The following is a 20,732-nucleotide window of genomic DNA, read 5'->3' on the forward strand; positions in this document are numbered from 1 at the left end:
GCTTCCCCCTCCCCGTAATCGGTGTCAATCGGTGACGAGACCGGCGGAACGCATCTGCCCGATGAAGTCGTCGACGTCCTTGGCGGCCTTCTCGGGTGTCACCCGACGGGTACGCGCGATGCGCTCGCCGATCTCCGCGGCGCTCTGCCCGCTCAGCAGGCAGTCCAGGACGGCCGTCGCGCTCGCGTTGAGCTGCCAGTAGCGACCGGCGCGCTCGTCCAGGACCACCATCCCGTCCTCGGCGCGGGTGATGGTGACGTGGTCACCGGCTCGAAGTGCCACCAGAACCTCCGGAAGTCGGTGGGTCGATCGTGATCAGCGGAATCCAGTGACCCATGTCCGACGGCTCGCCGACCGGGACACCGTCGACCTCGACCCAGGCGTGCGCCCGGAACGGGTGGAGCCGGGTGCCCACTCGCCAGGTAGGCCACCCGCCGCGCACCCGGCACAGCAGCACCACGGCGATGGAGCGCGGCAAGCACCCGTCGCCCGCGACCATCACGCTGCTGGCGAGCACCGACCGGTGCGCGGCGCGGGCCTCGTCGAGCGTCGCGGGACGCGCCCCGCGCCTGAGCACAGCCAGCACCCGGCGGATGCGCTGGGGCGACCGGGTGGACAACGCGCGGGCGAGGTAGATCGAGAGCGTCGCCGACAGCCGGCGCGGAAGTCCGACCCCGCCGGTCCGGGTCACCGCGGTGGCCTTGGCTCTCACCGGTCACCACTCCTTGCCGCGGCCACGCCGCGCGACCGGTCGCGACCGGTCGTACGCAGCCACGATTCGAGGTTGAAGGTCATGGCCAGCACAGGCAGCATTTGGCCGGGCGGCTGCGGCGACAGGCATGCCCGGCGCAGCGCCTCGGTATCCACCAGGCCCAAGTCGCCCAGCACGAGGTCGTCACACCAGTCCGCCAGCCGGCCCCGTTGGGCGCGCAGCCCTGCGTGGACGTCCTCGGCCATGTCGTTCTTGGTGGAGCGCTGGATCAAGCCGTCCGGCACGCTCGTCCGGAGCGCCTTGGTGAGCAGCGGTTTGAATGCCCAGGGACCGGCGCGCAGGTGCGGTTGGACGGACAGGGCGACCTCCACCACCCGGTCGTCGAGAAATGGCACGGCGGTGCCTACGCCCTCGTGCCCGGTGAGATGACCGAGCAGGCGGGACACCCGTCCCGCGGCGCGAATGCCCTCCAGCGCCATGTGCTGGGATCTGTCCGGCGAGAGGGGTTGCGCCACTTCCGCCGCCGCAGTGAGCGCCCGCACCACGGACTGCCGACCCGCCGGCGTGGTCCACGGCGCCAACCAGAGCCGATGGTGCCAACTCGGCGGTGGCAGCCGCGCGCCCGCGGGCGGTCCGGCTACGCCCACGCCCGCCGCGCTGTCGGCAAGCCACCGGGGGTAGGACCGGTTGTCCGCCACGGCCTGCCACACCTGCCGTACCGACCAGCGGCGCAGGCCGCGGTGGCCTCGGATGTGGTCCAGAGCGGCAAGGGGACTGCGGCGGGCCAGTCGGTGCAGGTAGGACGCCGGGCTGCCGAGCACCTCGTCACCGCCGTGGCCGGTGAAGTGCAGCGTGGAGCCGTGGGCCGCCGCCAGTCGGGCGACGTGCTTCACCCGCGCGCCCGAGGGCCCTAGGAACGGCTCGTCGTGGTACGGGTTCGGGTCGAAGAAGGCGTCGAACGGCAGGGGCATGTCGCCGGTGTCCAGCAGCACGTGGCGGACACCCGGCATCCGGGCGACGGCGCGCAGGGCGACGGCGGTGTCGTCGTCCTCGGTCGTCAGGCCCGTCATGGTGTACGAGGTCAGATCCTTATTGCGCTGCCACGCCAGGTAGGCGATCGGCGTGGAGTCCATGCCACCGGACAGATCGGCGCTGATCGTGGGGTGTGCCTCGGCGCTGTCCCCGATCGCCCTGGTCAACGCATCCCGGAACGGCCCGGCCGCCTCTTCCAGGGTCAGTTCGGCGTCCGGCGCGGTCCACCACGTCGAGGTCGTCGGAGCGCCTCCGCGGTTCCACTCGACCGCGTCGCCGGGCGGCACCGCCGTCGCCCCTCGCCACAGCGTGGTGGCGCTCAGCGGGTGCGGCACCGCGGGGAAGAGCAGCCTCAGCGCGGCGCTCTCCTCGTCCAGTGGGGCGTGCGAAGCGGCCGCCACCACGTCCGCCCGGTTCGCCACCACGCCGGGCCCTCGGAACAGTCTCCGGGTGTTCGACGCGGTGCCGCGGGCCCGGACGGTGGACCCGAACGCGGCGATTACGTGATGGCTGCCGGGCGGGCGGACGCGGTCGACTTGACGCGCGTCCGTGAGTAGACCGAACATCTTGTCGAGCCTCGCGTCGTCGAGCGGGCAGAACCCGATCAGCACGACGATCCCGGCCCGGCAGGTGACCACCCGCAGGTGGTCGCCCGCGAGCACCCCGACCACCAGGGGGCGGCCGGACCCGTGGGACGCCAGGACTTCCGCCCGAGGGATGAGCGTGTCGACGGCGAAGTCGCATTCGCGGTCCGGGAGGACCGCGAATGCTCCTTCACCGCCACCGTGGTGGCGGTTCATTACACCCCTCAGTCCCAGAGCCAGGCGGTGTCCCAGGTCTGGCTGCCGATGCCGTTGGTCAGTTCGGCGAAGTCACCGACTTCGATCATCAGCGGCGGTTCGTAGCTCTCCAGCACGTTCTCTTCCACGATTTCTCCCCAATTCCATGCCGATGGGATCGGCAACAAATCGGAAATCGGAAACGGATTATTTCCGACGAAATCGACCGTAACCGCGACCGTGTCGGGTGACAAGAGTTCGGGATGGTACGAACCGTGCTCGGGGCGTCGTTCAGGCGGCCTTGTCGAGATCGGCGTCGGGCCCGTTCGACCGGTCGTCCGGCAGCTGCTCTTCCCCGCCGAGCGGGAAGACCCATCTGCGGAACGCCCACCAGCGGAACGCGGTGGCGACGAGGGTGCCGATGATCATGCTGCTGAGGAAGTCGGCGACCTCCTGAACGGCCAGTGACACCGCGGGGGTCTCCAGGTGGAGCAGGTACCGTGACACGCCCAGCGGCACCGAGTTGAGCGCGATGCCGACTCCGCTGATCAGGAAGAACAGTGCTGCCTCGTGGTGCCGCTCACGGCCGCCGCGGGCGCGGAAGGACCACTCGCGGTTGAGGACGTACGACACGATGGTGGCGACGATCGTCGCGATGATCAACGCGGTCACGGGCTTGGCGGTCAGCACCGTGAACTTGAGCGCGTAGTTAACGCCTATCGTGACCAGGAAGGTCGTCCCGCCCACGGCCAGGAACTTCAGCAGTTCGCGGTGCCTGAACAGCACTTTCCGCAGCGGGGCGGGCAGCAGCGCGAGTACCTTGTGGACCAACGTCACCGGATTAGTCTAGCGCGGGCGTAATTCCGGGGCCGCATGCCCCTATTAGGTGAATCTCCGGTCCGGTGAGCGCAATGGGTCACCCTCCGTGCGTGACCGGGCGGCGACACCCCGGCGCAGGGGGCGGCCGCGCGTCGGGCGACCTTGGTTCACGCGTTCTGGCCGAGCGGGGGTTCCCCTTCATTCGTCCCCCTCTGGCGCTCTACCTCCGCGGCGAAGTCGAGCCACATGCCCGCCGCCGCGCGGGCCAGGTCGACCACCAGAGGCGCGCGGTGCGGGGGCACCGCTCCGACCATCGCGTCCCGTTCCACCGGTGTCAGGCACAGCGTCACGAGCCGGCGGAGCAGAGCCCGGCCGCCCTCTTTGAACCGCAGCGACGGGTCACGGGTCAACTCGCGCAGCAACGCCTCCGGGTCGTCTGACACGAGTCGCTGGTGGTCCCGGCCGGCGGCGGACACGTCGCGCTGGGCGCGAGCCTTTTCCGGCACCGGGTGCTCGCCGCGTTCCAGCCGCTTCCGCACGTCGCGAACGGTGCTGACGGACACGCCCGACCGGCGCGCGAGTTCACGCAAGGAGACATGCGGGTGCTCGCGGATGATCTCCCACGCGCGCAGCCTGCCCACCGACGCGTCCAGCGGCCTGCTGCGCCCGTCGATACCGACCCGGGTGTTCGACTGCGGGCCGTGCTCGGTCGAACGCGCCCGCACACCTGCGACCGTCCGGGCCGACAGGCCGGTGACCGAGGCAATTACCCGGTCAGACCAATCTTGGTGGGTCGCGACGATTCGCTCGGCCGCCGCTTCCCGTTCCGCGAAGGTGAGAGGCAGGCCGTGCATAGTATTCGCCCGGACCGCGAACACGAATGCGTCCCGCTCACTGCCCTCGAAGAACCGCACGTCGATGTCCCGCTCGCCGCTGAGCCGAGCGGCGTGCAGGCGATGTGCACCGTCGATCACGCACATCGTCGAGCGGTGCACGACGATCGGAGGTAGCGGCGACTCGCTTTCCGCAAGGAGCCGGACGTGCTCGGGACTCACTCCTTCGGTGCGCGGCGACCCGAGGTCCTGCAACGACTCCACTGGCACCCTGGTCAGCGGCGACAACAACTCGTCCGCCGAGCCGGGCCCGTGATTCCCCCGCCCTCTCAACCCGGCCGCCTCGGATTCGCCCATCCTTCCGACGGAACTCACCGCTCTCCCCCCGTTGTTCTGCGTGGCTTCCGGGTCACACGCGGTGGAACCCGGCGCGATCCCGCGATCCGCGAGCACACCGAACGAGACGTCCCCAACAGCCGGTAGGCATCACATTCTCGGTCCGCCCCGCCGCTTCACCACTCTCCGACCCCCGTGCGACACCCGAGCAGACCCTGGACACCTCGACCTCTCCCAGGCCGTCGCACCAACTTCATGACCGAACGTAGTTAATCAGTTGCTGTTTGTCACCATGCGGACTGGTTCCGTTACACCCAACTGTGGACGCAGCGAGAACTCTCGCCTCCTCGGCACTGTGCCGGGAGAGCATGTCGATCTTCTGGCCACAGCACTCCACGACGCGAGCGGTTGGCTCGCCTCGATTGCCTACACGCGGTGGACGCCATGCACAACCGGATCGTCAACCTCGGAAAGGTGGCCATCACGGCGCTGGATCGGCCCCGTCCGCGCGAGGGCGGCCAGGAGTCCGATCCTGCGCAACTCGCCGGGTTCCCCCGTCGCCGCCGTGTAGGTCCCTCAAGCGAACGTTAACGCTGGCACATCATGCCGGACGGCACCGACCAGGACACAGTGATTGCCCGGCTGGTTCACCCCACCATTCCCGTCTACGTTCCCCGGCGCGCCACGACGACACCGGCTGGCCTCTGCGGTCGACCCTGACCTGGAGACGCCGATGGAGACCGAGGGCCTGCGTCGCACTGGCCGATTTGGAGGGCCAGTAAGCCCGGGACAAGGCACGGCTGGCGCAGGACCCCGCCGACGCCAAAGCCGCTGCGGGCCCCACCTGGAACGGCCTGCTGTTCGGCACAGGCCCGGCTTTGGTCGACGCGGTCACGAAGCGCTGTCCACCGGACTACTGAGATGAGTGATCATCCAGTAACCCGACTCCGAATAACCAGGGGAGGATCAGCCAGTGCATTGCATAGGTCATCACGGCCAACAATGGGAGGGTCGGAGTTGACGGCAGGCGGGCGCTCCTATTCCGCCCGGCCGGACCGCCTCGGTCGAAGCAGAGCAGTCGGGTGCGGTTGGTCGAAGTCAGGGTAGGAATGCAACCGCGCAGACCGCCGAGGCGTCGGTGATCGGTGCCGGTGTGTCCGTATCGGGTCGCCACTGCCAGGGCGGGACCGTTCCAGGCTCGGCCGGTGTCAGCCGAGACAGCCAGGCGTTGACGAGCTCTGCGGAGCGGGCGATGCGGCCGCCCGTGAGGGTGTCGGCAGGTTCGACCGTGGGGGTGGTTCCGGTCGAGGGTTGGGGGTGTGCGGTGGTGTCGGTGGTCGTTAGATGGGTGATGGCGAGGGCGCTGCCCGGTGCCAGGTGGTCGAGGTGGTGGTCGATGATCCGGCCGGGGTCGTCGGTAAGGGTGTCGAGTATGTCGATCATCAGCACGCCGGTGGGCCGCGCAGTGTCGAGCAGTGGACGGGTGCGCTCGTCGCGCCAGATCCGATCGGGGTATCGCAGGTCGGCATGGACGACGGCGACCTGCGGAGTGTGTTCGAGGATCAGTCGGGAGTGGGCGACGGTGGCCGGGTTGTTCTCGACGTAGATCACCGGGATGTCGGGCCGGTGGGCATGGGCGGCGACGTGGGTGGGCGCCATGGTCGGCAGGCCTGCGCCGAGGTCGAGGAATTGCCCGATGCCTGCGTTGATCATGTGGTGTACGGCGCGGTGCAGGAACGCGCGGTGATGGCGGATGAGTTCGCGCAGGCCGGGGAGCGCGGTGATGGCCGCTCGGGCCGCTTCGCGGTCTTTGGGGGTGTTGAGAGCGCCGTCGAGCAGCCAGTCGTGGATGCGGGCGGCGCTGGGTCTGTCGAAGTCGGCCGTCGTGGGATCGTCGGATTCGTCGGGCACGGCAGCTCCCTTCCGCTGATGATCATCCTAGGCCGGGTGGGCCCATGACGGTTCCACTGAACGGGCCGCGTCCGGGGGTGTATCACCCTCGCCTGCTCCATGGCGGCCACCATCGTTCACCCGTCCGGCCGCAGAACCGCACATTTGATTCCACTCCACAGGAAATGCCTCCACGATCGGGTGATCCTCACGGCTACGGCATGGACATCCGTCGATCACGGGACTTGTTCCAGGTAGTAGGTCCACACCGATGCCGCGGGCATCCCGGTTGGGAAGGGTTGTGTGTTGCTGTTCAACACCATGATCGTGGTGGACGCCGTGCGTCCGGGCGCGGTCCGGTCGCCGGGGTGCCCGCCGGTCACCGCGCCCGGACGGGGCGTCTACCGCGCGGGGCCTTCCGCGGGTGCGGTCCACGGCGCCGTGACAGCCCGCCGTCGGGTCGACCACATCAGGGGCTACGGCGCCGGGGGTCACGGCGGCCGGCCGACACGATCGACGCGGACCGGGGAAACGGGGACAGGTCGGGGCGTCGGTACGTGATCCGCATCCGTCCACGCCACCCCGACGATCACGAGTTCTCGGCGTTCTACAAAGCCAACTACAACCGCCTGCGTTCCTGGGTGCGCGCCACGAACCCCGGCTCCGAGTACGACCAGATCACCGACGAGGCCTTCACCCAGATGTGGAGGTACTGGGGACGTATCACTGTGGATCGTCGGGCATACCTGTTCACTATCGCGCGCAACGAGTTGATCCAGAACCAGAACAGGCCCTCGGCCATGCCGGTCGAGCCCGACGACTCCCACCGGCTGACGACCGTGCCCGTGGAGGGAGTCGACGACTGGCAGCGGTGGGCGGATGTGCGGGACAGGATCGCCGGGATGCCCCGGCATGTGCGGGAGGCACTGAGCTTGAAGATCTATGGATTGACACGTTCCGAGATCGCCCGCGTCATGGGATGTAGCCCGCACTCGGTGTCGAACTACCTGTGGACGGCAGGTCGACACCTCGACGGCGATGCCGGTGCGACCCAGTTCCCAGATCCGGGCAGCGGTGATGTGGTCGATCCGAACCATGGAGGTGGTTGGTGATGTTGTCGGCGAGGCTGCGGCGATGGTTCACGACGGCGTGGCGGAGCAGGCGGCGCGTGTCGGATCGGCAGTTGCGGGCGGTGTTCGACGCCGGTCTGGCGCCACTGCCCGACGCCGAGGTGGAGGCCAGGCTGGCGCGACTGCTGGCCGGCGATCACACTGCCGGGGCCCCTGCCGTCGCGGCCGCCCACAGCGTCGACACCCGGGAAGACCCCACGCCGGTCGACCGGGCGCGAATCCGGGTGAGTCGTGGGCGCGGCCGATCCGTCGACATGATCGGGGAATGGGTCGACGCCATCGCCGCGACCAACCTGCACCTGGACAGAGCCGCCTTGCGCAAGCAGGTGGGCGTGTTCGCCTCCGCGCTCATCGACCATGTCCGAGGACAGCCCTACGGCCAGTGGCCTGCCCAACGCATCGGCCGTCACCTGGCCGCGGAACTGCGGATGACCCCGCACGCGTTCCAGGACGCCCTGGAGGTGATCATTCCCTGGCTGGAGCACACGGCCGCCGCGTGTGAACCGGCCGGACGGCGGCGATTGACCGTCGCACTGGCCGGTCTGGCCGCCGGTTTCGCCGACGGTGCCCGCGATCGGGTCTTCGACGAACAACTGCTACTCACGCGGGCGGCGGGCACGGTACCGCCGACGCCACCGCCCGCCCTGCACGACACGCGGCTGTTCATCCGGCAACTGGACAGCTGCCCCCAGCCCGGATGCGTCCTGACCACCGGCGGGATCCTGGTACGGGCCAATCCGGCGCTGCGGGCCCTGCTGGGCGAGGACCGCGGCACCGCGGTCATCGGCAGTCCGCTGTCGCGTCACACCCTCACCGCCTCCGACGCGGTCGCCGTGGAGGAGGCCCTGCGTCGGGCAAACCAGGCGACGGACGGGTGGTCGCACACCGAATTCGCCCTCGTCGTGGCCGACTCGGCACCCGGCTTCCGAGTCGTGGCCGCGTTCGTCCGACGAGTGGACCACCACCCCGACGGGCACCGCTTCAACATGGTGCTGCGCGACATCACCGCCTGGAGGTCCTGGTCGCGTCGGCTGCTGCCGGGCCGGGACTACGACCCCATCACCAACCTGCCCACCCAGCGCAACTTCCTGCACCGCGTGCACGTCGTTCTCCAACACCGGCAATCCGACCTTTGGATCGGCCTGTGCACCCTGCGGCTGGACGGGCTGGCCTCCATCACCCGCACCCTGGGTCCCAGGGTCGGCGCGCGGGTCGAACGCGCCATCGCCGCCCGCATCACCGCGGCGGTGCAGGCCACACCAGCCACCGTCGTGGGCAGATTGGACAGGGACGTCTTCGCCGTCCTACTCACCAACCCCCACGGCCGGAGCGGAGTGACCGACACCGTGCGGCGCCTGGTCGACTGGCTGTCTCAACCACTATGGGACGACGGACACGAACTGGTGCTCCGTCCCCTCGTCGGGGTCACCGAAGCCCACCCCCACACCTCCGCAGGCCAACTGCTCACCCAGGCCCAGGCAGCGCTGCACGCCAACAGCGACCGCGTTCCCCGCCGGTCCGCCGTGCGGCCCCAATGTCGCCAGCCCCGTGACATCGAACGCGCCCATCTACTGGCCGCGCTGCCCGCGGCGCTGCAACGCGGGGAGATCAACATCGCCTACACCCCCATCGCCCGCCTGCACGACGGGGTGGTCGTCGGCGCCGAGGCCACCGCCTGGTGGCACCACCCCGAACTGGGCGTCCGCCAGGTCGACGACCTGCTCACGCTGGCCGACGACATCGGGTTGAGCCTGCGGTGGGGGCCTTGGCTGCTGCGGCGCGTGCTGGCTCAGGCCGCCCGCTGGCGGCACGCGCTGGGCGAGGCGGCCCCCCGCGTCACCGTCCACATTCCCCGGCGCTTCGCCGACAGCGGCACCCTGGTCGATCACGTCCGCGACGCGCTGGAGGAGGCGGGCGTCCCGGCCGCCCAGTTGATGCTGTCGATGCCCGAGGCCGCGGTCGTCGACGAGCGCGGCCTCCCCCGCCGCCACGTCATCAGACTGGGCAGCATGGACGTGCGTCTGGCGTTGGAAGGACTGGGCACAGACGTGCTCCGCTATCACACCCTGTCCAACCTCACCCTGCACACCCTGGTCGTCCCCCCGGAGCTGACCGCGACTTTGGACGACCCCACACGCGAGCAGCATGAGGAGACCGTGGCCGCGTCGTTCATCCGCATGAGCCGCAATCTCACCCGCGTGGTCACCGTCAAGGGCATCACCACCACCGCCCAGCGCGACACCGCCCATCACCTGGCCGCCGACCTCGGCCAAGGCGAGCTGTTCGGCGGCCCCCAGTCGGCACAGCAACTCCAAGACCTCATCAGCGCCGGACCGCTTGCCGGATGAGCACCGCACCAGCCCTCCCACACCACCACACCCGACGACCGAGGAGAGTGCTGACGGGGTTGTCGTCCGCGTCGCGGTCGGACACGGTGTTCCGCTGCATCCCGACGGAATCACGCCCCGTCCCATCCCGCCCAGGGCCGCGGCATCTTCGCCGCCCCGGCCGCCTGCGTCGCCTTCACCACCGCACGGAGACCACCGACCATGCCCAACCCCCCGCACCGTCCCGTCGACCCCCAGCCCGGCGGCCCTCAACCCGGCGGCCCGGTGACCAATCGCGTCGACCACGCACGCCACTCGGTGGTGCTGCAGATGGGCGATGTCCACGGCGACATCGCCGTCCACACCCGGACCGACACTCCCACCGGCCCGGTCTCCGTCCGACCGCCCCTGGACCGGGTCACCACCGATCTGCACGGCCGCGACGAACTGGTCACCGACCTGCTCCGGCGTGTGCTGCGCCAGGACGGCGCGACCAGCGTGTTGCACGGCGCCGGCGGCAGCGGCAAGACCGCCGCCGCCCTCACCCTGGCCGACCGCCTGGACCGCGACCACCGCAGCCTGCGCCTGTGGTGGATCGACGCCTCCACCGAACGCAGCCTCACCGCCGGACTGCGCGAGCTGGCCCTCGACGCCGGAGCCCCCGTCGACAAGGTCATCCACGCCTGGACCGGAACGTTGTCCCCGCTGCCGGTGCTCACCGACGCGCTCGCGCACTGCCCCCGCCCCTGGGCCGTCGTCATCGACAACGCCGACGACACCCGCCTGCTGCAACCCTGGCTCCCTGCGTTACGCCACCGCACCGGCCACGTGCTGATCACCAGCCGTGACGGCACCCCAGATCGCTGGCCCCGCCACGCCACCCTCGTTCCGCTGGGCCCCCTGGGCCGTGATCACGCCGCGGACGTGCTGTGCTCGTTGGCGCCCGCGGCCGGAACCCGCCCGCAGGCGCTGCTGCTGGCCGACGTGCTCGGCCGCCTGCCCCTGGCGCTGCACCTGGCCGGGCGCTACCTGCGCGGCGCCGCCGCCCTGCCGACCGTGCCCGGTGTCCTGCTGCCCGTCGACTTCGACCACTACCGCCACGCCTTCCGCGACCACTTCGCCCACGTCGACCGCCTGCACAACCTCGGCGGGCGCGACCTCGACGACCGCGAACTGCTCACCCGCACCTGGGAGCTGTCCCTGGACCTGCTGCACGACCGGGGCCTGCGCCACGCCCGTCCCCTGCTGCGCTGGCTGTCCTGCCTGGCCCCCGCGCCCCTGCCCTACGCCCTGGCCGACCCCGACATCCTCATCCACTCCCCGCTGTTTCCCGCCGTCACCGGCGCCGACGTCACCGACACCCTGGCCGTCCTGGTCGACTTCGGCCTGATCGACCGGGTCGACTTCCACGACAGCCGCTCCTCCGCCGCCACCACCCCCTGCATGCTCATCCATCCCGTCATCCGCGAGGCCAACCGACACCAACCCGACCTGCTCACCGACCCCCACCCCTACCTGGCGCTGTGCATCGCCGTCCTCGACGGCGCCACCACCCACCTGCACACCGGCGCCCCCGACCACCGGTCACGCTGGGCCGCGCTGATCCCCCACCTGGAACACCTCGTCGACCACGTCGAGCACCACCCCGACCTGCCCGACACCTGGCGGCTGCTGGCCACCAAACTGACCCGCAGCACCGCGGTGTTCGCCCAACTCACTCACACACCACGACGCGCCGAGACCCTCTACCGCCAGGTGCTGACCACCCGACGCGACCATCTGGGCGAACACCACCCCGACGTGCTCACCATCCGACGCGACCTGGCCTGGCTGCGCTGGAGCAGCCACCCCTGCCCCGAGGCCGACCCCGACCACATCCGGAACTGCGCAGCCGACTACACCGACCTGATCCACCACTGCACCACGTTCCTGGGCGAGCACCACCCGCTGGCCCTGACCTGCCGATTCGACCTGGCCTGGATCGATCTCCACCGGCCCTCCCCCGGCACCGACGACGGCGCGATCGAGCGCTACCGCGACCTCATCCGCGCCGAACTGCGAGCCCACGGCCGACACGAGATCAGCGGCCTGACCCTCCAGATGGAGCTCATCGTCCGCCTGTGGAACGCAGCCCAGCACTCCCGTCCGTCATCCACCCACGTCGATTTGATCAATACCGAGTTCGCCCGACTGCTGACCATGATCGACAGCATCGAGCACCACCCCGACCTGCAAACGGGCCTCTCCTTGCCCGTCGAGCACCTGCGCGCCACAGTGCTGTCCCTGCTCGACACCTTCAACCGACATACCTCGCACCCGACCACCTCGCCACCACACCCGACGGCGTAGATCACGCGCCGAAGGAAACACCCCACGAGTGGCCTGACGCTGGTCGGGCCCGCTGTCGATGTCGATGTGCCGGTGGGCGGCCGGTTCGCACAGCACCGCCTCGTCACCGGGGCGGCGTGCGGTCTGGGTGCGGCGGTGGCCGCCTAGGTGAGGTGGCCGGTCTTGTCGCGGTCGTTACGGGCAGGCGGATGACGCGGTCGGGCGCCGTGGATCGGCCGCGGCCCGCCGATGCGACGGGGCGGGGAGGTGTCCGATGACGTGTCTTGCGCTGTCGGGAACAGCCGGCAGGACATGTCGTCTACCACGCCACCGGCTCGGGTCGGGTCGGGTCGGGAGGGATCGGGTGGTCTGCGCGGGAGGCTCCAACCATTCGGACGGGTGTCGATCATGCGTGATCTGCTCTTGTCACAGGTGGCGCAGTCCGTGCAGGACCCGGTCGAGGAAGCCGAGATAGTCGATGTTCGGGTCCTGCTTGTGTCGCAGCGCTTCCGAGGCGGCGGCCCGCTCACGGTCCCGGTCGTGGTCGGCTGCCGGTGTCGGGCGGGGCAGAGTGCCGAGTAGAGGCAGGTACTCGGTCGGTGGGCCCGGGTCGTGGGGCGTCGGTGCCCCGCCGCTGTGGGCGGATCCCCAGGGCAGGTCGGCCGTGTCGGGGGGACGACGTGGCGGTGGAGGGCTCACCCTGGCCTCCTTCTGTTCGATCGCCGCCTGGTCGGGCAGGGGGATGGCCGGGCGGCGCGAACGTGTCCGGACAAGGAGTCGTTGCCGGTGATCGGGCGGTCGCAGAGGCCTCGGCGGACGCTCTGCGGACGCCGAGGGCGTCCGGCCGGTATGCGTCGTGTGAGTTGTCCGGTGTCGGGCGGTGGCAGGCGGGTTGACGGCGTGCTGAGGTCGTGGCGGTCATGTCACGCCTCTCGCCGCGTCCGTCGACGCTTCGCGGTGGTCAGCACCGCGACCTGTGTCCGGTGGTCGACCACTCCCCGGGTATCCGGGGAGGATGGGGGGACGGCGGGTAGCCGGTGCCAACCCGCGCGGTGCGCCACGGGCAGAGGGTCGGGCAGGGCAGGGTCGAGCGAGTGGGCCAGCAGCAGCACCGAGCCGTCGGGCACGGTGCTGCGCCAGGCGCGCAGCACGGCGTGCAGCCTGCGCGGGTCGGGCACAAGGTCGCCGATCGTCGAGGCGTCCAGGACCACCGGTCGGCCGGGGTGCAGCAGACGACGCGGCGTCCGGTCGAGGCGGGTCACCGCCCGCCAGAGCGTGTGCGCGTCGCAGGGATCGGCCACCACGGCCCCGGTGTGGGAACAGCCGTGCAGGACTGTCCGGGTGGCGAGGGCCAGTTGATCGTCGGTGACGACGTAGACCACCGGGGTGGGCGGATCCTGGTCGGCCAGGGCAAGGTGGGCGCAGCGCACGATGCCGGGGGCGGGGACTCCGGTGGACAGGTCCAGCACCTGCTCGGCCGACCCGTTGTCGGCCAATGCCCGCAGCACGGCGCCGCGGTGGGTTTCCAGGGCTCGGGCGCGGGTGTCGATGCCGGGGTCCAGTCTGCGTAGCCGGGCTGCCTCCTGTCGGTCGACGGGGCGGTTGAGCGATCCGCCCAGCAGGTGGTTGCGCAGCAGGACCGGATGCGGCCACCGGGCGCCGAACGCCTCCGGCGGTGCCGCGCCGTCCCCGACTTGCCCGGCGCGAGCGTCTCGGGCCCAGGGCACCGTCACCCCCGGCGTCGACCTGGCGGGCGGCAGCAGTTCCCGTTGCCGTGCCTCGGCACGCCCCAGGTCGGTGACCCGGTACCGGCAGCTGCGGGGTGCGCCGGGGCGCGTCGATTCCCACCGGAGGGTCACGAGTCCGGCGATGCCCAGCCTCACCAGGCGCGGGTAGCCGGCGCGCACGCCGATGCCGGTGCGCTCCCGAAGGTCCGCGCCGGTCAGCCCGTGCTCGCCGGCATGGGCCAGGGTGGTGAGGATGCGGTGTGTGGTGTTCACCGGACACCACCCATCGCCCGCAGGATGCGCGGGTGCGGGGATAGGGCGGAATTCTGTTCCGCGACCTGCCGGTCCTGGGCGGGAATGTTGGGTCCGGGCAGGGCGCGCGGCTCGGCGGTGACCGCGTGATCGTCGAGGGCCGCCGGGGCCCGGCCCAGGGTGTCGTGTCGGTCGACCGGCAGGGAGACCGGTGCCGGCGGCCGGTACCGGATGTGGGATCGGGGATGGCGGGGTGCGGTGTGGGCTTCGTCGGTCACGCCGGGTTTCCTTCCACGGTCGACGTTGGCGGCGGAGACGGGGTTGCGGGGTTGCGGGTTGCCGTCGCGATCGTGGGCGGTGTCGTCGCGGGCGCTGCGGTCGCGCCGGACGACAGCCCCGGACATGCCGCGCGATCAGGACTCCCAGGGGCGGCCGGGGTCCGGATGGGGGCGGATCGCGACCGTCGGTCAGGACGGACGTGAGGGACACGTCGAGGACCGCCTGTTCCCGGTCGTCCGATCAGGCGTGCAGGATGTCCCAGGGCACGAGCCCGCGGAATCGGATCGAGGACAGGATCCGGTGTGTGGTGGTGTCGTCCGTTGTGCTGAGCAGCAACAATGTGACGGCCCCTTGGGTGGTGTCGGGCAGCCGACCCGTGGCGATTCCCCAGAGCAGGACGGCCAGGATCCTGACGTCGTGCCAGTCCGCTCGGCTGAACCAGGTGTGGCTCCAGGCCTGCGTACCGATCGCTTCGGCCGCGTCGTGGTCTCCCCTGGCCGACGCGCCCAGATGCCGCAGGTACAGCAGCGTCCCGTCGAGGACCTGCTGGTCCTGTTCGGGGGTGTCCGGTCCGGTCAGCGCGTGCACCTCGTCCGCGATCGCGTGGTCGTCGAGGGCGAGCAGGGCCCGGCGCAGGGTGATGGGCTGGTCGATCAACCCGGAGGTGGGTGCCAGCAGCCTGCTCCAGGTGTCGGGGCGGATGCGGCGGGGTGGGGTGTCGGCTGTCTCGGTCACGCCGATCTCCTTGTTCACGATGGGTGTCGTCACCGGCCGGTGGCGTCGCGGGGGCCGTCGATGTCGCCGTGGCCGGGGCAGTCGGTTGCGTCGAGATCCGGCCGGTGGGCGCCCGGAGCCGTGGTGGCCGGTCCCGAAGACGAGTCGCAGGGGTGGCGGTGTGCTCCGGATCGACCGGTTTCACTCGTGTGGGCGGAGAAGTCCGCTAGGGGTCGGGCCTGTCGATCTCGCCCCCTGGGCGGGCTGTGTTGTTGGACCCGCCTGGACTACGTACCGCTGCGCCGGCTTCGTGGAGCAGGCTTCGGACGACTCCGAACGAGAGGTGGTGTCGGGCGGCCAGGACGCGGATGCTCGGATCGACTTCGTACTCCTGCGCGATCCGGCGGCCCGCGTTGATCCGGACGGGGTCGTCGCTGCGCCGGTAGAGCACCGCATCGCGCAGCGGCTGGTCCTGCCCGTCCTGGCCGTCATGGTGGAAAGCGTTGCCAGCGGCCGGTGTGATGCCGTGGAGCTGTTCGGGTGCCACTCCGTTCCACAACAGGAGCGCTTCGACGACGGAGGGCTGTGAGGGGTCGTCGGGAGGACGGACCTCGCGCGCGACGTGGTCGAGGAAGTGCAGCAGCGGGGTCTGGTAGAGCGTGGTGAGCCGCAGCAGTCGTGGCATTGACGGGCGGCGGGTGCCGTTCTCCCACTCCAGCAGTGTGGTGGGCGGGATGGCGAGCAGCGTCGCCGTGTGCTCCGGCGTGAGACCCTGCTGTTCGCGCAGGGCGACCAGGTGGCGGGCCAGGGCCTGAGGGTAGGCGAGCAGGCTTTCCATCGCGGTGGGGCGGGGTGTGCGGTGTGCCGTGCTGATCGAGAGATTCACGGGGTTGTGGTCGGGGTGTCCGGTGTCCTGGTCGGTCGGTGTCATCGTGGTTGTTCCTGGTGCGCGCTGGGTGGGTCATCGGATGTCGGGGGTACCGAAGAACGGGAGGCATCCGCCGGCGGGGTGTGGCACGGGGAGCCCGGGTGTGGCGCGGTCAGCAGCGCCAGCGCCTCGGTGTGGGTGTAGCGGCGTCCGCCGGGTGGTCGTGTGTCGGATCCGTCGACGCGCTGGATCAGGCCGCGGGCGGTGAGTCTGGTGATGAAGTCGATCGCCGCGCGTGTGGTGGTCGCGCGGCGGGCGGCGACCGTCGTGCTGGTGATGACGGGCAGGGTGGGGATGGATCTGAGCAGGTGGTGGGTGGTGGTGTCGTAGCTGGTGTGCGCGCCGGTCAGGTCGGTGGCGATGACGGCGAGCCGGTCGACGAGGTCGCTCTCGGCTTGGCAGGTGTGAGTGATGGCGGTGGCGAGATGGGCGGTGAAGTCGCGGTCGGTGGCGGTGGCCAGCAGTCGGTGGTGGTCGGGGGCGCAGGTGGCGATCCAGGTCGACAGCGGTGGCCGATGCCCGGTCGGGCCGGCCAGTCGGGTGGCCGCGGCGGTGAGGTAGAGCCGGGCCAGCGGCGCGGCGACCGGCGCGGGCAGGGGGATGGTGTGCAGGCGCCGGTAGGCCACGGCCAGCCGGCACACCGCGGGGATGTCCCCGGCCTCGTCCACCCAGGTGGTCAGCTGTTGCAGCGTCCGCCGCGTGGAGGGACCGAACGGCAGGCTGTGGTCGGGGTGTCCGGCCAGGCTCGCGGCGGCGCGTGCCAGGGCGTCGGCGTCGAGCGCGGTGTCGGAGGTCTGCGTGGTCGGGATCAGGTGTTGTGCGGCCCGTAGGTAGCGCAGTGTGTCCTTGTCGGCGGTGCCGGCGGTTTCGGGCAGATATGCGGTGAGGACATCCCACATGTCCAGGTGCACGCCATCGACCTGGGCGCAGGCCCGGGTCTCGCGGGTGATGACCGCGTCGGCCAGGCCGGGCAGGTCGCTGTGCGCGGCGGCGACGTCGAGGGCGGCGAGCGCGGCGGTGGCGTCCAGCATCGGTTGCAGGGTGGTGGTGTCGGGCAGCAGGCCCTGTGCGGTGGGCAGGGGGGCGAACAGGTCGTCGGCGCTGTCGGGGAACCGGTCGGCGTGGGCGAACCGGTCGGTGTCGGGGCATGGGCGGTGGCGTTCGCGGGCGACCTGCCGCAGCCTGCGGTCGATGAACGCGGTCGTGCCCGTGTGCGTCAGGTGCAGTGCGCGGGCCTGGTGCAGTGCGGCCTCGGCGCTGTCGTGTCGACCGCAGTCCAGGTGGGCCTGCGCCAACAGCAGCAGGCACTCGACGTGCTCGGCGCCCGCGCGGTGCGCGCCGGTGTCGAGCAGGCGGTGGGCCCGGGTGAGGTGGTGCGCGGCGCTGTGCGGCAGGTCGGCCTCCAGGCACTGCGCGCCGACCCGGACGGCCGCGGTGTGCCGGACGTCGTTACCGGCGGCGGCCAGGTCGGCCAGTGCCGCGTCCAGCCCCGCCGGCAGCGGCCGCGCGGTCTCCTGCGGAGGTGGTGCGATCCCGGTCATCGGCGTCGCCGCCTTCCCAGCTCTGTCGCGATGGGAGCGGCGCCCGCGTCGAGGCCGGTGGATCGCGGTGTCCGCCGGGCGGCGGGCCGCCCGGCGGCGGTCGGGGCCGGTGTGTCCCTGCCGGTGTCGGGGTTGTTGCTGTCGGCGGGAGGGTCGGTGAGCAGGCGCAGTGCCGTGGGGTTGACGAACGCCGGTCGCCCACCGGTGGTGGTGCCGTGTGGCACCACCAGGCCGGCGTGGACGAAAGTTTGGAGGTTCTTGCCGGCTGCGGTGGGTGTGGTGGCGATGTGGCGGGCGAGGCTGTGGCCGGTGTGCGCGGGGCAGGCCAGGATGTCGGCCACGGCCCGTTCCCGCAGTTGGGTGCGGTGGCCCGGCAGGGCCCGGCACAGCTGTTGCCAGGTGGTGTTCATCGCGTCGATGAGGCGGGCTTCATGCCGGCAGGTGCGGGTGATACCGGCGGCGAGGAAGGCGACGAACGGTTCGACGTCGCCGGTGTGGTGGGCGTGGCGCAGGTGGCGTCGGTAGGCCCGGTGGTGGCGGTCGATCCAGGTGGACAGGGGCAGCCAGGGTTCCCGCAGCAGCCCCAGCCGGCGCAGGTCCATGCCGAGGTAGGCGCGGGCGAGGACCGGGTCGCCGGGTCGCCGTGGCCCGGTGGTGGCCAGGTGCAGGTGGCCCAGGATCACTTTGGCCACGGCGGGCGGGCCCGTGTCGGCGGCGGTCCAGTCCAGCAGGCGCTGCACGCGCCGGGCGCGCACGATCCCGGCCAGGGTGGCCAGGTATCGCGTGGCCGTGGCGTGCTCGGAGAACGCCAGGGACACCTGGTGCAGGCTCTCGGCGTCGAAGTCGGCGGGACCGTCGTGGGCCGCGGCGTCGGCGTGCAGGTACCGGTCGAGCAGGCAGGTACGGGTTGGCCGGTCGGTGCGAGTGTGGGTGTGGAGGAGGACTTCGCACAGTGCCCAGTGCGCTCCGTCCAGGTGCGCGCCGGCCCGCAGCTCGCGTAGTCGTGCCGAGCGGGCCAGCGCCGGGCCCAGCGGGGAGTGCCGGGCGACCCGGTCCAGGCCTCGCAGCGCGTCCAGGGCCGCGCCGAGTTCCCGCACGGTGTCGTCGTGCCAGCGGCGCTCGCGCCACGCGGCCACGGCAGTGCTCCTCGGCGGGCCTGCCGCTGGTGTGCCGGCCGGTGTTGGCGTCGTGCCCGTCGGTGCCGGTACGGCGCTGTCCCGGCGCAGGGCCCGCAGCAGGCCGCGGACCTGCTCGGCGGCGTCCTCGTCGTGGTCGACCAGCAGTGCCAGCGCATCGTGCAGCGCCCTGGCCGCCCGTGACGGCTCGTCATGTGCCCGGTGGGCCGCCGAGAGCAGCAGCAACGCCTCGGCCAGTTCACGCCCGCGCGTCGGACTGCCGACGTGGTCGGCACGCAGCAGCGTGCAGGCCTGGCGCGCGGGCTCCAGCGCGTCGGCCGGGCGTCCGGCCTCGGACAACGCCCGTCCCAGCCGCACCCACGCCCTGGCCCGGTCGAGGTCGTCGGTGGCGGTGTGCATCGAGTCCCACGCCAGGTCCACCACGCGGTGCCACCGGCCGGTGCTCCGGTACCCGGCAAGCCAAGCATCCCGCGACGTGGCGGCCGGCACGGTCGGGACCACCGCGGCTGTGGGCGCAGCGACTGCGGACAGGGTGGTCGCCGAGGCGGGGCGGGTGGCCAGGTCGTCGCCGTCGGGGGGTGGCGGGTGCGGGGCGGCCAGCAGCGCCAGCGCCGACGGATACGCGTAACGGTGCCCTCCGGGGACGCCTGTATCGGCATCGGATCCGTCGGAGGTGTGGTCGTCGAGGTCGACGACGAGTCCATGGTTGCGCAGGCCAGCCAGGACGCGGCGGGCGCGCAGCGCATCTCCCCCGGCCCGCTGCTCGAGCACGGCGCGGTCGACCACCGGTCCGGCCGCCATCGTCCGCAGCAGGCCTCGGGTGTCGGGGTCGTGGTCGGGGTGGCGGTCGATCAGGTCCGCGGCGGTGGCGGCGAGGTTGTCGATCAGGGTGTGCTCGACAGTGCAGGCGTGGACCAGACCGGCTGCCAGGTGCGCGGCGAAGCCGACGTCGGTGGCCGTGGCCACCTGATGGTGGTGCCCGGCGGGGTCGGCGGCGATCCACACCGACATCGCCGGCACGTGACCGGGGCCGTGCGGGCGGCCCAGTGCGGCGGTGAGGTACAGCCGGGCCAGCGCCGCGGCCGAGGGCAGCGGGAGCGTGTGCAGGCGCCGGTAGGCCACCGCCAGCCGCACCAGCACCGGGATGTCCTGCGCGCCCTCGACCCAGCCGGCCAGCCGGGGCAGAGCCCGGCGGATTTCCGCAGGCAACCGCACGGTGCCGGTCGGATGTCCGGCCAGACGGGCGGCCACCTGCCCGACCAGCGTGGCGAACCGCCCCGCCCCGCCCGCCCGCCCCGGGTGGTGCAGCGTCCGGGCGGCACGCAGATACCGCAGCGCGTCCGGACAGGCGTCGGTGGCGCCGGGCACGGCGGCGACCAGCAGTTCCCGCAGCGCCAGATGTGTGTCGTCCAGGTACGCGGCGGCGCGCGCGTCGCGTACCAGCACCGCCTCGGCCAACCCCGGCACACCGCTGCGGGCGGCCGCAGCGCGCAGCTGTCGCAGGCAGGTCTCGGCGTCGGCCAGCGCCCGCCGGGTGTCCGGGTCGAGCCGGAGGTCGGCCGCGGTGGGCAGCGGCGCGGCCAGGGTGTCCGCGCCGGACCGACGCGCCCCGCCCCGCGCACGCCGCCGCCGCACGGTGGGGGCGGCGACCGCGTCGCGCCACGGCCCGTCGACCACCCCGGGTGCCTCGGCCTGCGGGTCGTCGCCTGCCGGCCCGCAGGCCGAGGCGAGCAACCGCACGCCTCGGGCCGCCGGATCCCGGTGGGGCCGGATCCGGTGGGCGTGCCCCAGGTGGGCCTGGGCCTGCTCGGGGCGGCCGGCGGCGAACAGCACCTCGGCCAGACGTCGTGACGCGACCGCACGACCGACCGGATCGGCGCCCGCGGCGGCGAGGTCGGCCAGCGCCCGATCGATCCGATACGGCAGGGCCACCTCCCCGCCCGCTCCGGGCCGACCGCTCATCGCCGCC

16 protein-coding genes are annotated in these 20,732 nt (G+C 71.8%); 3 read left to right on the plus strand and 13 right to left on the minus strand.

Annotated features, from left to right (window positions below; translation table 11 throughout):
* Positions 1-24 precede the first annotated feature (24 nt).
* From ABD223_RS37045 to ABD223_RS37075, 7 genes are all read right to left on the minus strand, one after another.
* Entirely contained in the window at positions 25-282 is a 258-nt protein-coding gene (locus tag ABD223_RS37045) for a lasso peptide biosynthesis PqqD family chaperone (RefSeq protein WP_344041764.1), read from the minus strand.
* Positions 263-712, minus strand: a complete 450-nt coding sequence (locus ABD223_RS37050; protein ID WP_344041766.1) for a lasso peptide biosynthesis B2 protein — start codon at positions 710-712, stop codon at positions 263-265. Before ABD223_RS37050 ends, ABD223_RS37045 begins: the two co-directional genes overlap by 20 nt.
* Positions 709-2,544, minus strand: a complete 1,836-nt coding sequence (locus ABD223_RS37055) for an asparagine synthase-related protein (RefSeq protein WP_344041768.1) — start codon at positions 2,542-2,544, stop codon at positions 709-711. The genes ABD223_RS37050 and ABD223_RS37055 overlap by 4 nt, the downstream gene beginning before the upstream one ends.
* Before the next feature lie 8 nt (positions 2,545-2,552).
* The gene (locus ABD223_RS37060) at positions 2,553-2,777 is read right to left on the minus strand and encodes a lasso RiPP family leader peptide-containing protein (RefSeq protein WP_344041770.1); all 225 of its coding nucleotides are present in this window, start codon (positions 2,775-2,777) and stop codon (positions 2,553-2,555) included.
* Positions 2,778-2,814: 37 nt separating this feature from the next.
* Positions 2,815-3,360: a GtrA family protein gene (locus ABD223_RS37065; RefSeq protein WP_344041772.1), complete on the minus strand. Its 546-nt coding sequence runs from the start codon at positions 3,358-3,360 to the stop codon at positions 2,815-2,817.
* 149 nt (positions 3,361-3,509) lie between these two features.
* Complete coding sequence (locus tag ABD223_RS37070) at positions 3,510-4,532, minus strand: winged helix-turn-helix transcriptional regulator (protein ID WP_344041774.1); 1,023 nt, start codon at positions 4,530-4,532, stop codon at positions 3,510-3,512.
* A 1,077-nt stretch (positions 4,533-5,609) separates the two neighbouring features.
* On the minus strand, positions 5,610-6,422 hold the full coding sequence (locus ABD223_RS37075; RefSeq protein ID WP_344041776.1) for an SAM-dependent methyltransferase: 813 nt from the start codon (positions 6,420-6,422) through the stop codon (positions 5,610-5,612).
* Positions 6,423-6,958: 536 nt separating this feature from the next.
* Here ABD223_RS37075 and ABD223_RS37080 point away from each other — a divergent pair.
* The 3 genes from ABD223_RS37080 (at position 6,959) to ABD223_RS37090 (ending at position 12,207) form a co-directional block, all read left to right on the plus strand.
* Positions 6,959-7,513, plus strand: coding sequence for an RNA polymerase sigma factor (locus tag ABD223_RS37080; protein ID WP_344041778.1), 555 nt, complete (start codon positions 6,959-6,961; stop codon positions 7,511-7,513).
* 56 nt (positions 7,514-7,569) lie between these two features.
* The gene (locus ABD223_RS37085) at positions 7,570-9,879 is read left to right on the plus strand and encodes an EAL domain-containing protein (RefSeq protein ID WP_344041780.1); all 2,310 of its coding nucleotides are present in this window, start codon (positions 7,570-7,572) and stop codon (positions 9,877-9,879) included.
* A 309-nt stretch (positions 9,880-10,188) separates the two neighbouring features.
* Entirely contained in the window at positions 10,189-12,207 is a 2,019-nt protein-coding gene (locus tag ABD223_RS37090) for a hypothetical protein (protein WP_344041782.1), read from the plus strand.
* Between the two features lie 902 nt (positions 12,208-13,109).
* Here the strand turns inward: ABD223_RS37090 and ABD223_RS37095 are convergent.
* The 6 genes from ABD223_RS37095 to ABD223_RS37120 all read right to left on the minus strand — a co-directional run bounded on the left by ABD223_RS37095 (position 13,110) and on the right by ABD223_RS37120 (position 20,725).
* A complete protein-coding gene (locus ABD223_RS37095; RefSeq protein ID WP_344041784.1) occupies positions 13,110-14,186 on the minus strand; it encodes an SAM-dependent methyltransferase in 1,077 nt (358 codons plus the stop codon).
* Positions 14,183-14,443: a hypothetical protein gene (locus tag ABD223_RS37100; RefSeq protein WP_344041786.1), complete on the minus strand. Its 261-nt coding sequence runs from the start codon at positions 14,441-14,443 to the stop codon at positions 14,183-14,185. Before ABD223_RS37100 ends, ABD223_RS37095 begins: the two co-directional genes overlap by 4 nt.
* A 241-nt stretch (positions 14,444-14,684) precedes the next feature.
* Entirely contained in the window at positions 14,685-15,179 is a 495-nt protein-coding gene (locus ABD223_RS37105) for a hypothetical protein (RefSeq protein WP_344041788.1), read from the minus strand.
* A 205-nt stretch (positions 15,180-15,384) separates the two neighbouring features.
* Positions 15,385-16,089 (minus strand): helix-turn-helix domain-containing protein, encoded by a 705-nt coding sequence (locus ABD223_RS37110; RefSeq protein ID WP_344041790.1) that lies wholly within the window; start codon positions 16,087-16,089, stop codon positions 15,385-15,387.
* The gene (locus ABD223_RS37115; protein ID WP_344041792.1) at positions 16,086-17,627 is read right to left on the minus strand and encodes a hypothetical protein; all 1,542 of its coding nucleotides are present in this window, start codon (positions 17,625-17,627) and stop codon (positions 16,086-16,088) included. Before ABD223_RS37115 ends, ABD223_RS37110 begins: the two co-directional genes overlap by 4 nt.
* Entirely contained in the window at positions 17,624-20,725 is a 3,102-nt protein-coding gene (locus tag ABD223_RS37120) for a hypothetical protein (protein ID WP_344041794.1), read from the minus strand. Before ABD223_RS37120 ends, ABD223_RS37115 begins: the two co-directional genes overlap by 4 nt.
* Between the last annotated feature and the right edge of the window lie 7 nt (positions 20,726-20,732).

Source organism: Saccharothrix xinjiangensis, assembly GCF_039527585.1.
In the GTDB taxonomy this organism is placed as follows: domain Bacteria; phylum Actinomycetota; class Actinomycetes; order Mycobacteriales; family Pseudonocardiaceae; genus Actinosynnema; species Actinosynnema xinjiangensis.

Coding starts and splice junctions, on each gene's coding strand:
- ABD223_RS37115 (WP_344041792.1), bottom strand. CDS start 17,627: ATGACCGGGATCGCACCACCTCCGCAGGAGACCGCGCGGCCGCTGCCG.
- ABD223_RS37090 (WP_344041782.1), top strand. CDS start 10,189: ATGGGCGATGTCCACGGCGACATCGCCGTCCACACCCGGACCGACACT.
- ABD223_RS37055 (WP_344041768.1), bottom strand. CDS start 2,544: ATGAACCGCCACCACGGTGGCGGTGAAGGAGCATTCGCGGTCCTCCCG.
- ABD223_RS37120 (WP_344041794.1), bottom strand. CDS start 20,725: ATGAGCGGTCGGCCCGGAGCGGGCGGGGAGGTGGCCCTGCCGTATCGG.
- ABD223_RS37070 (WP_344041774.1), bottom strand. CDS start 4,532: ATGGGCGAATCCGAGGCGGCCGGGTTGAGAGGGCGGGGGAATCACGGG.
- ABD223_RS37110 (WP_344041790.1), bottom strand. CDS start 16,089: ATGACACCGACCGACCAGGACACCGGACACCCCGACCACAACCCCGTG.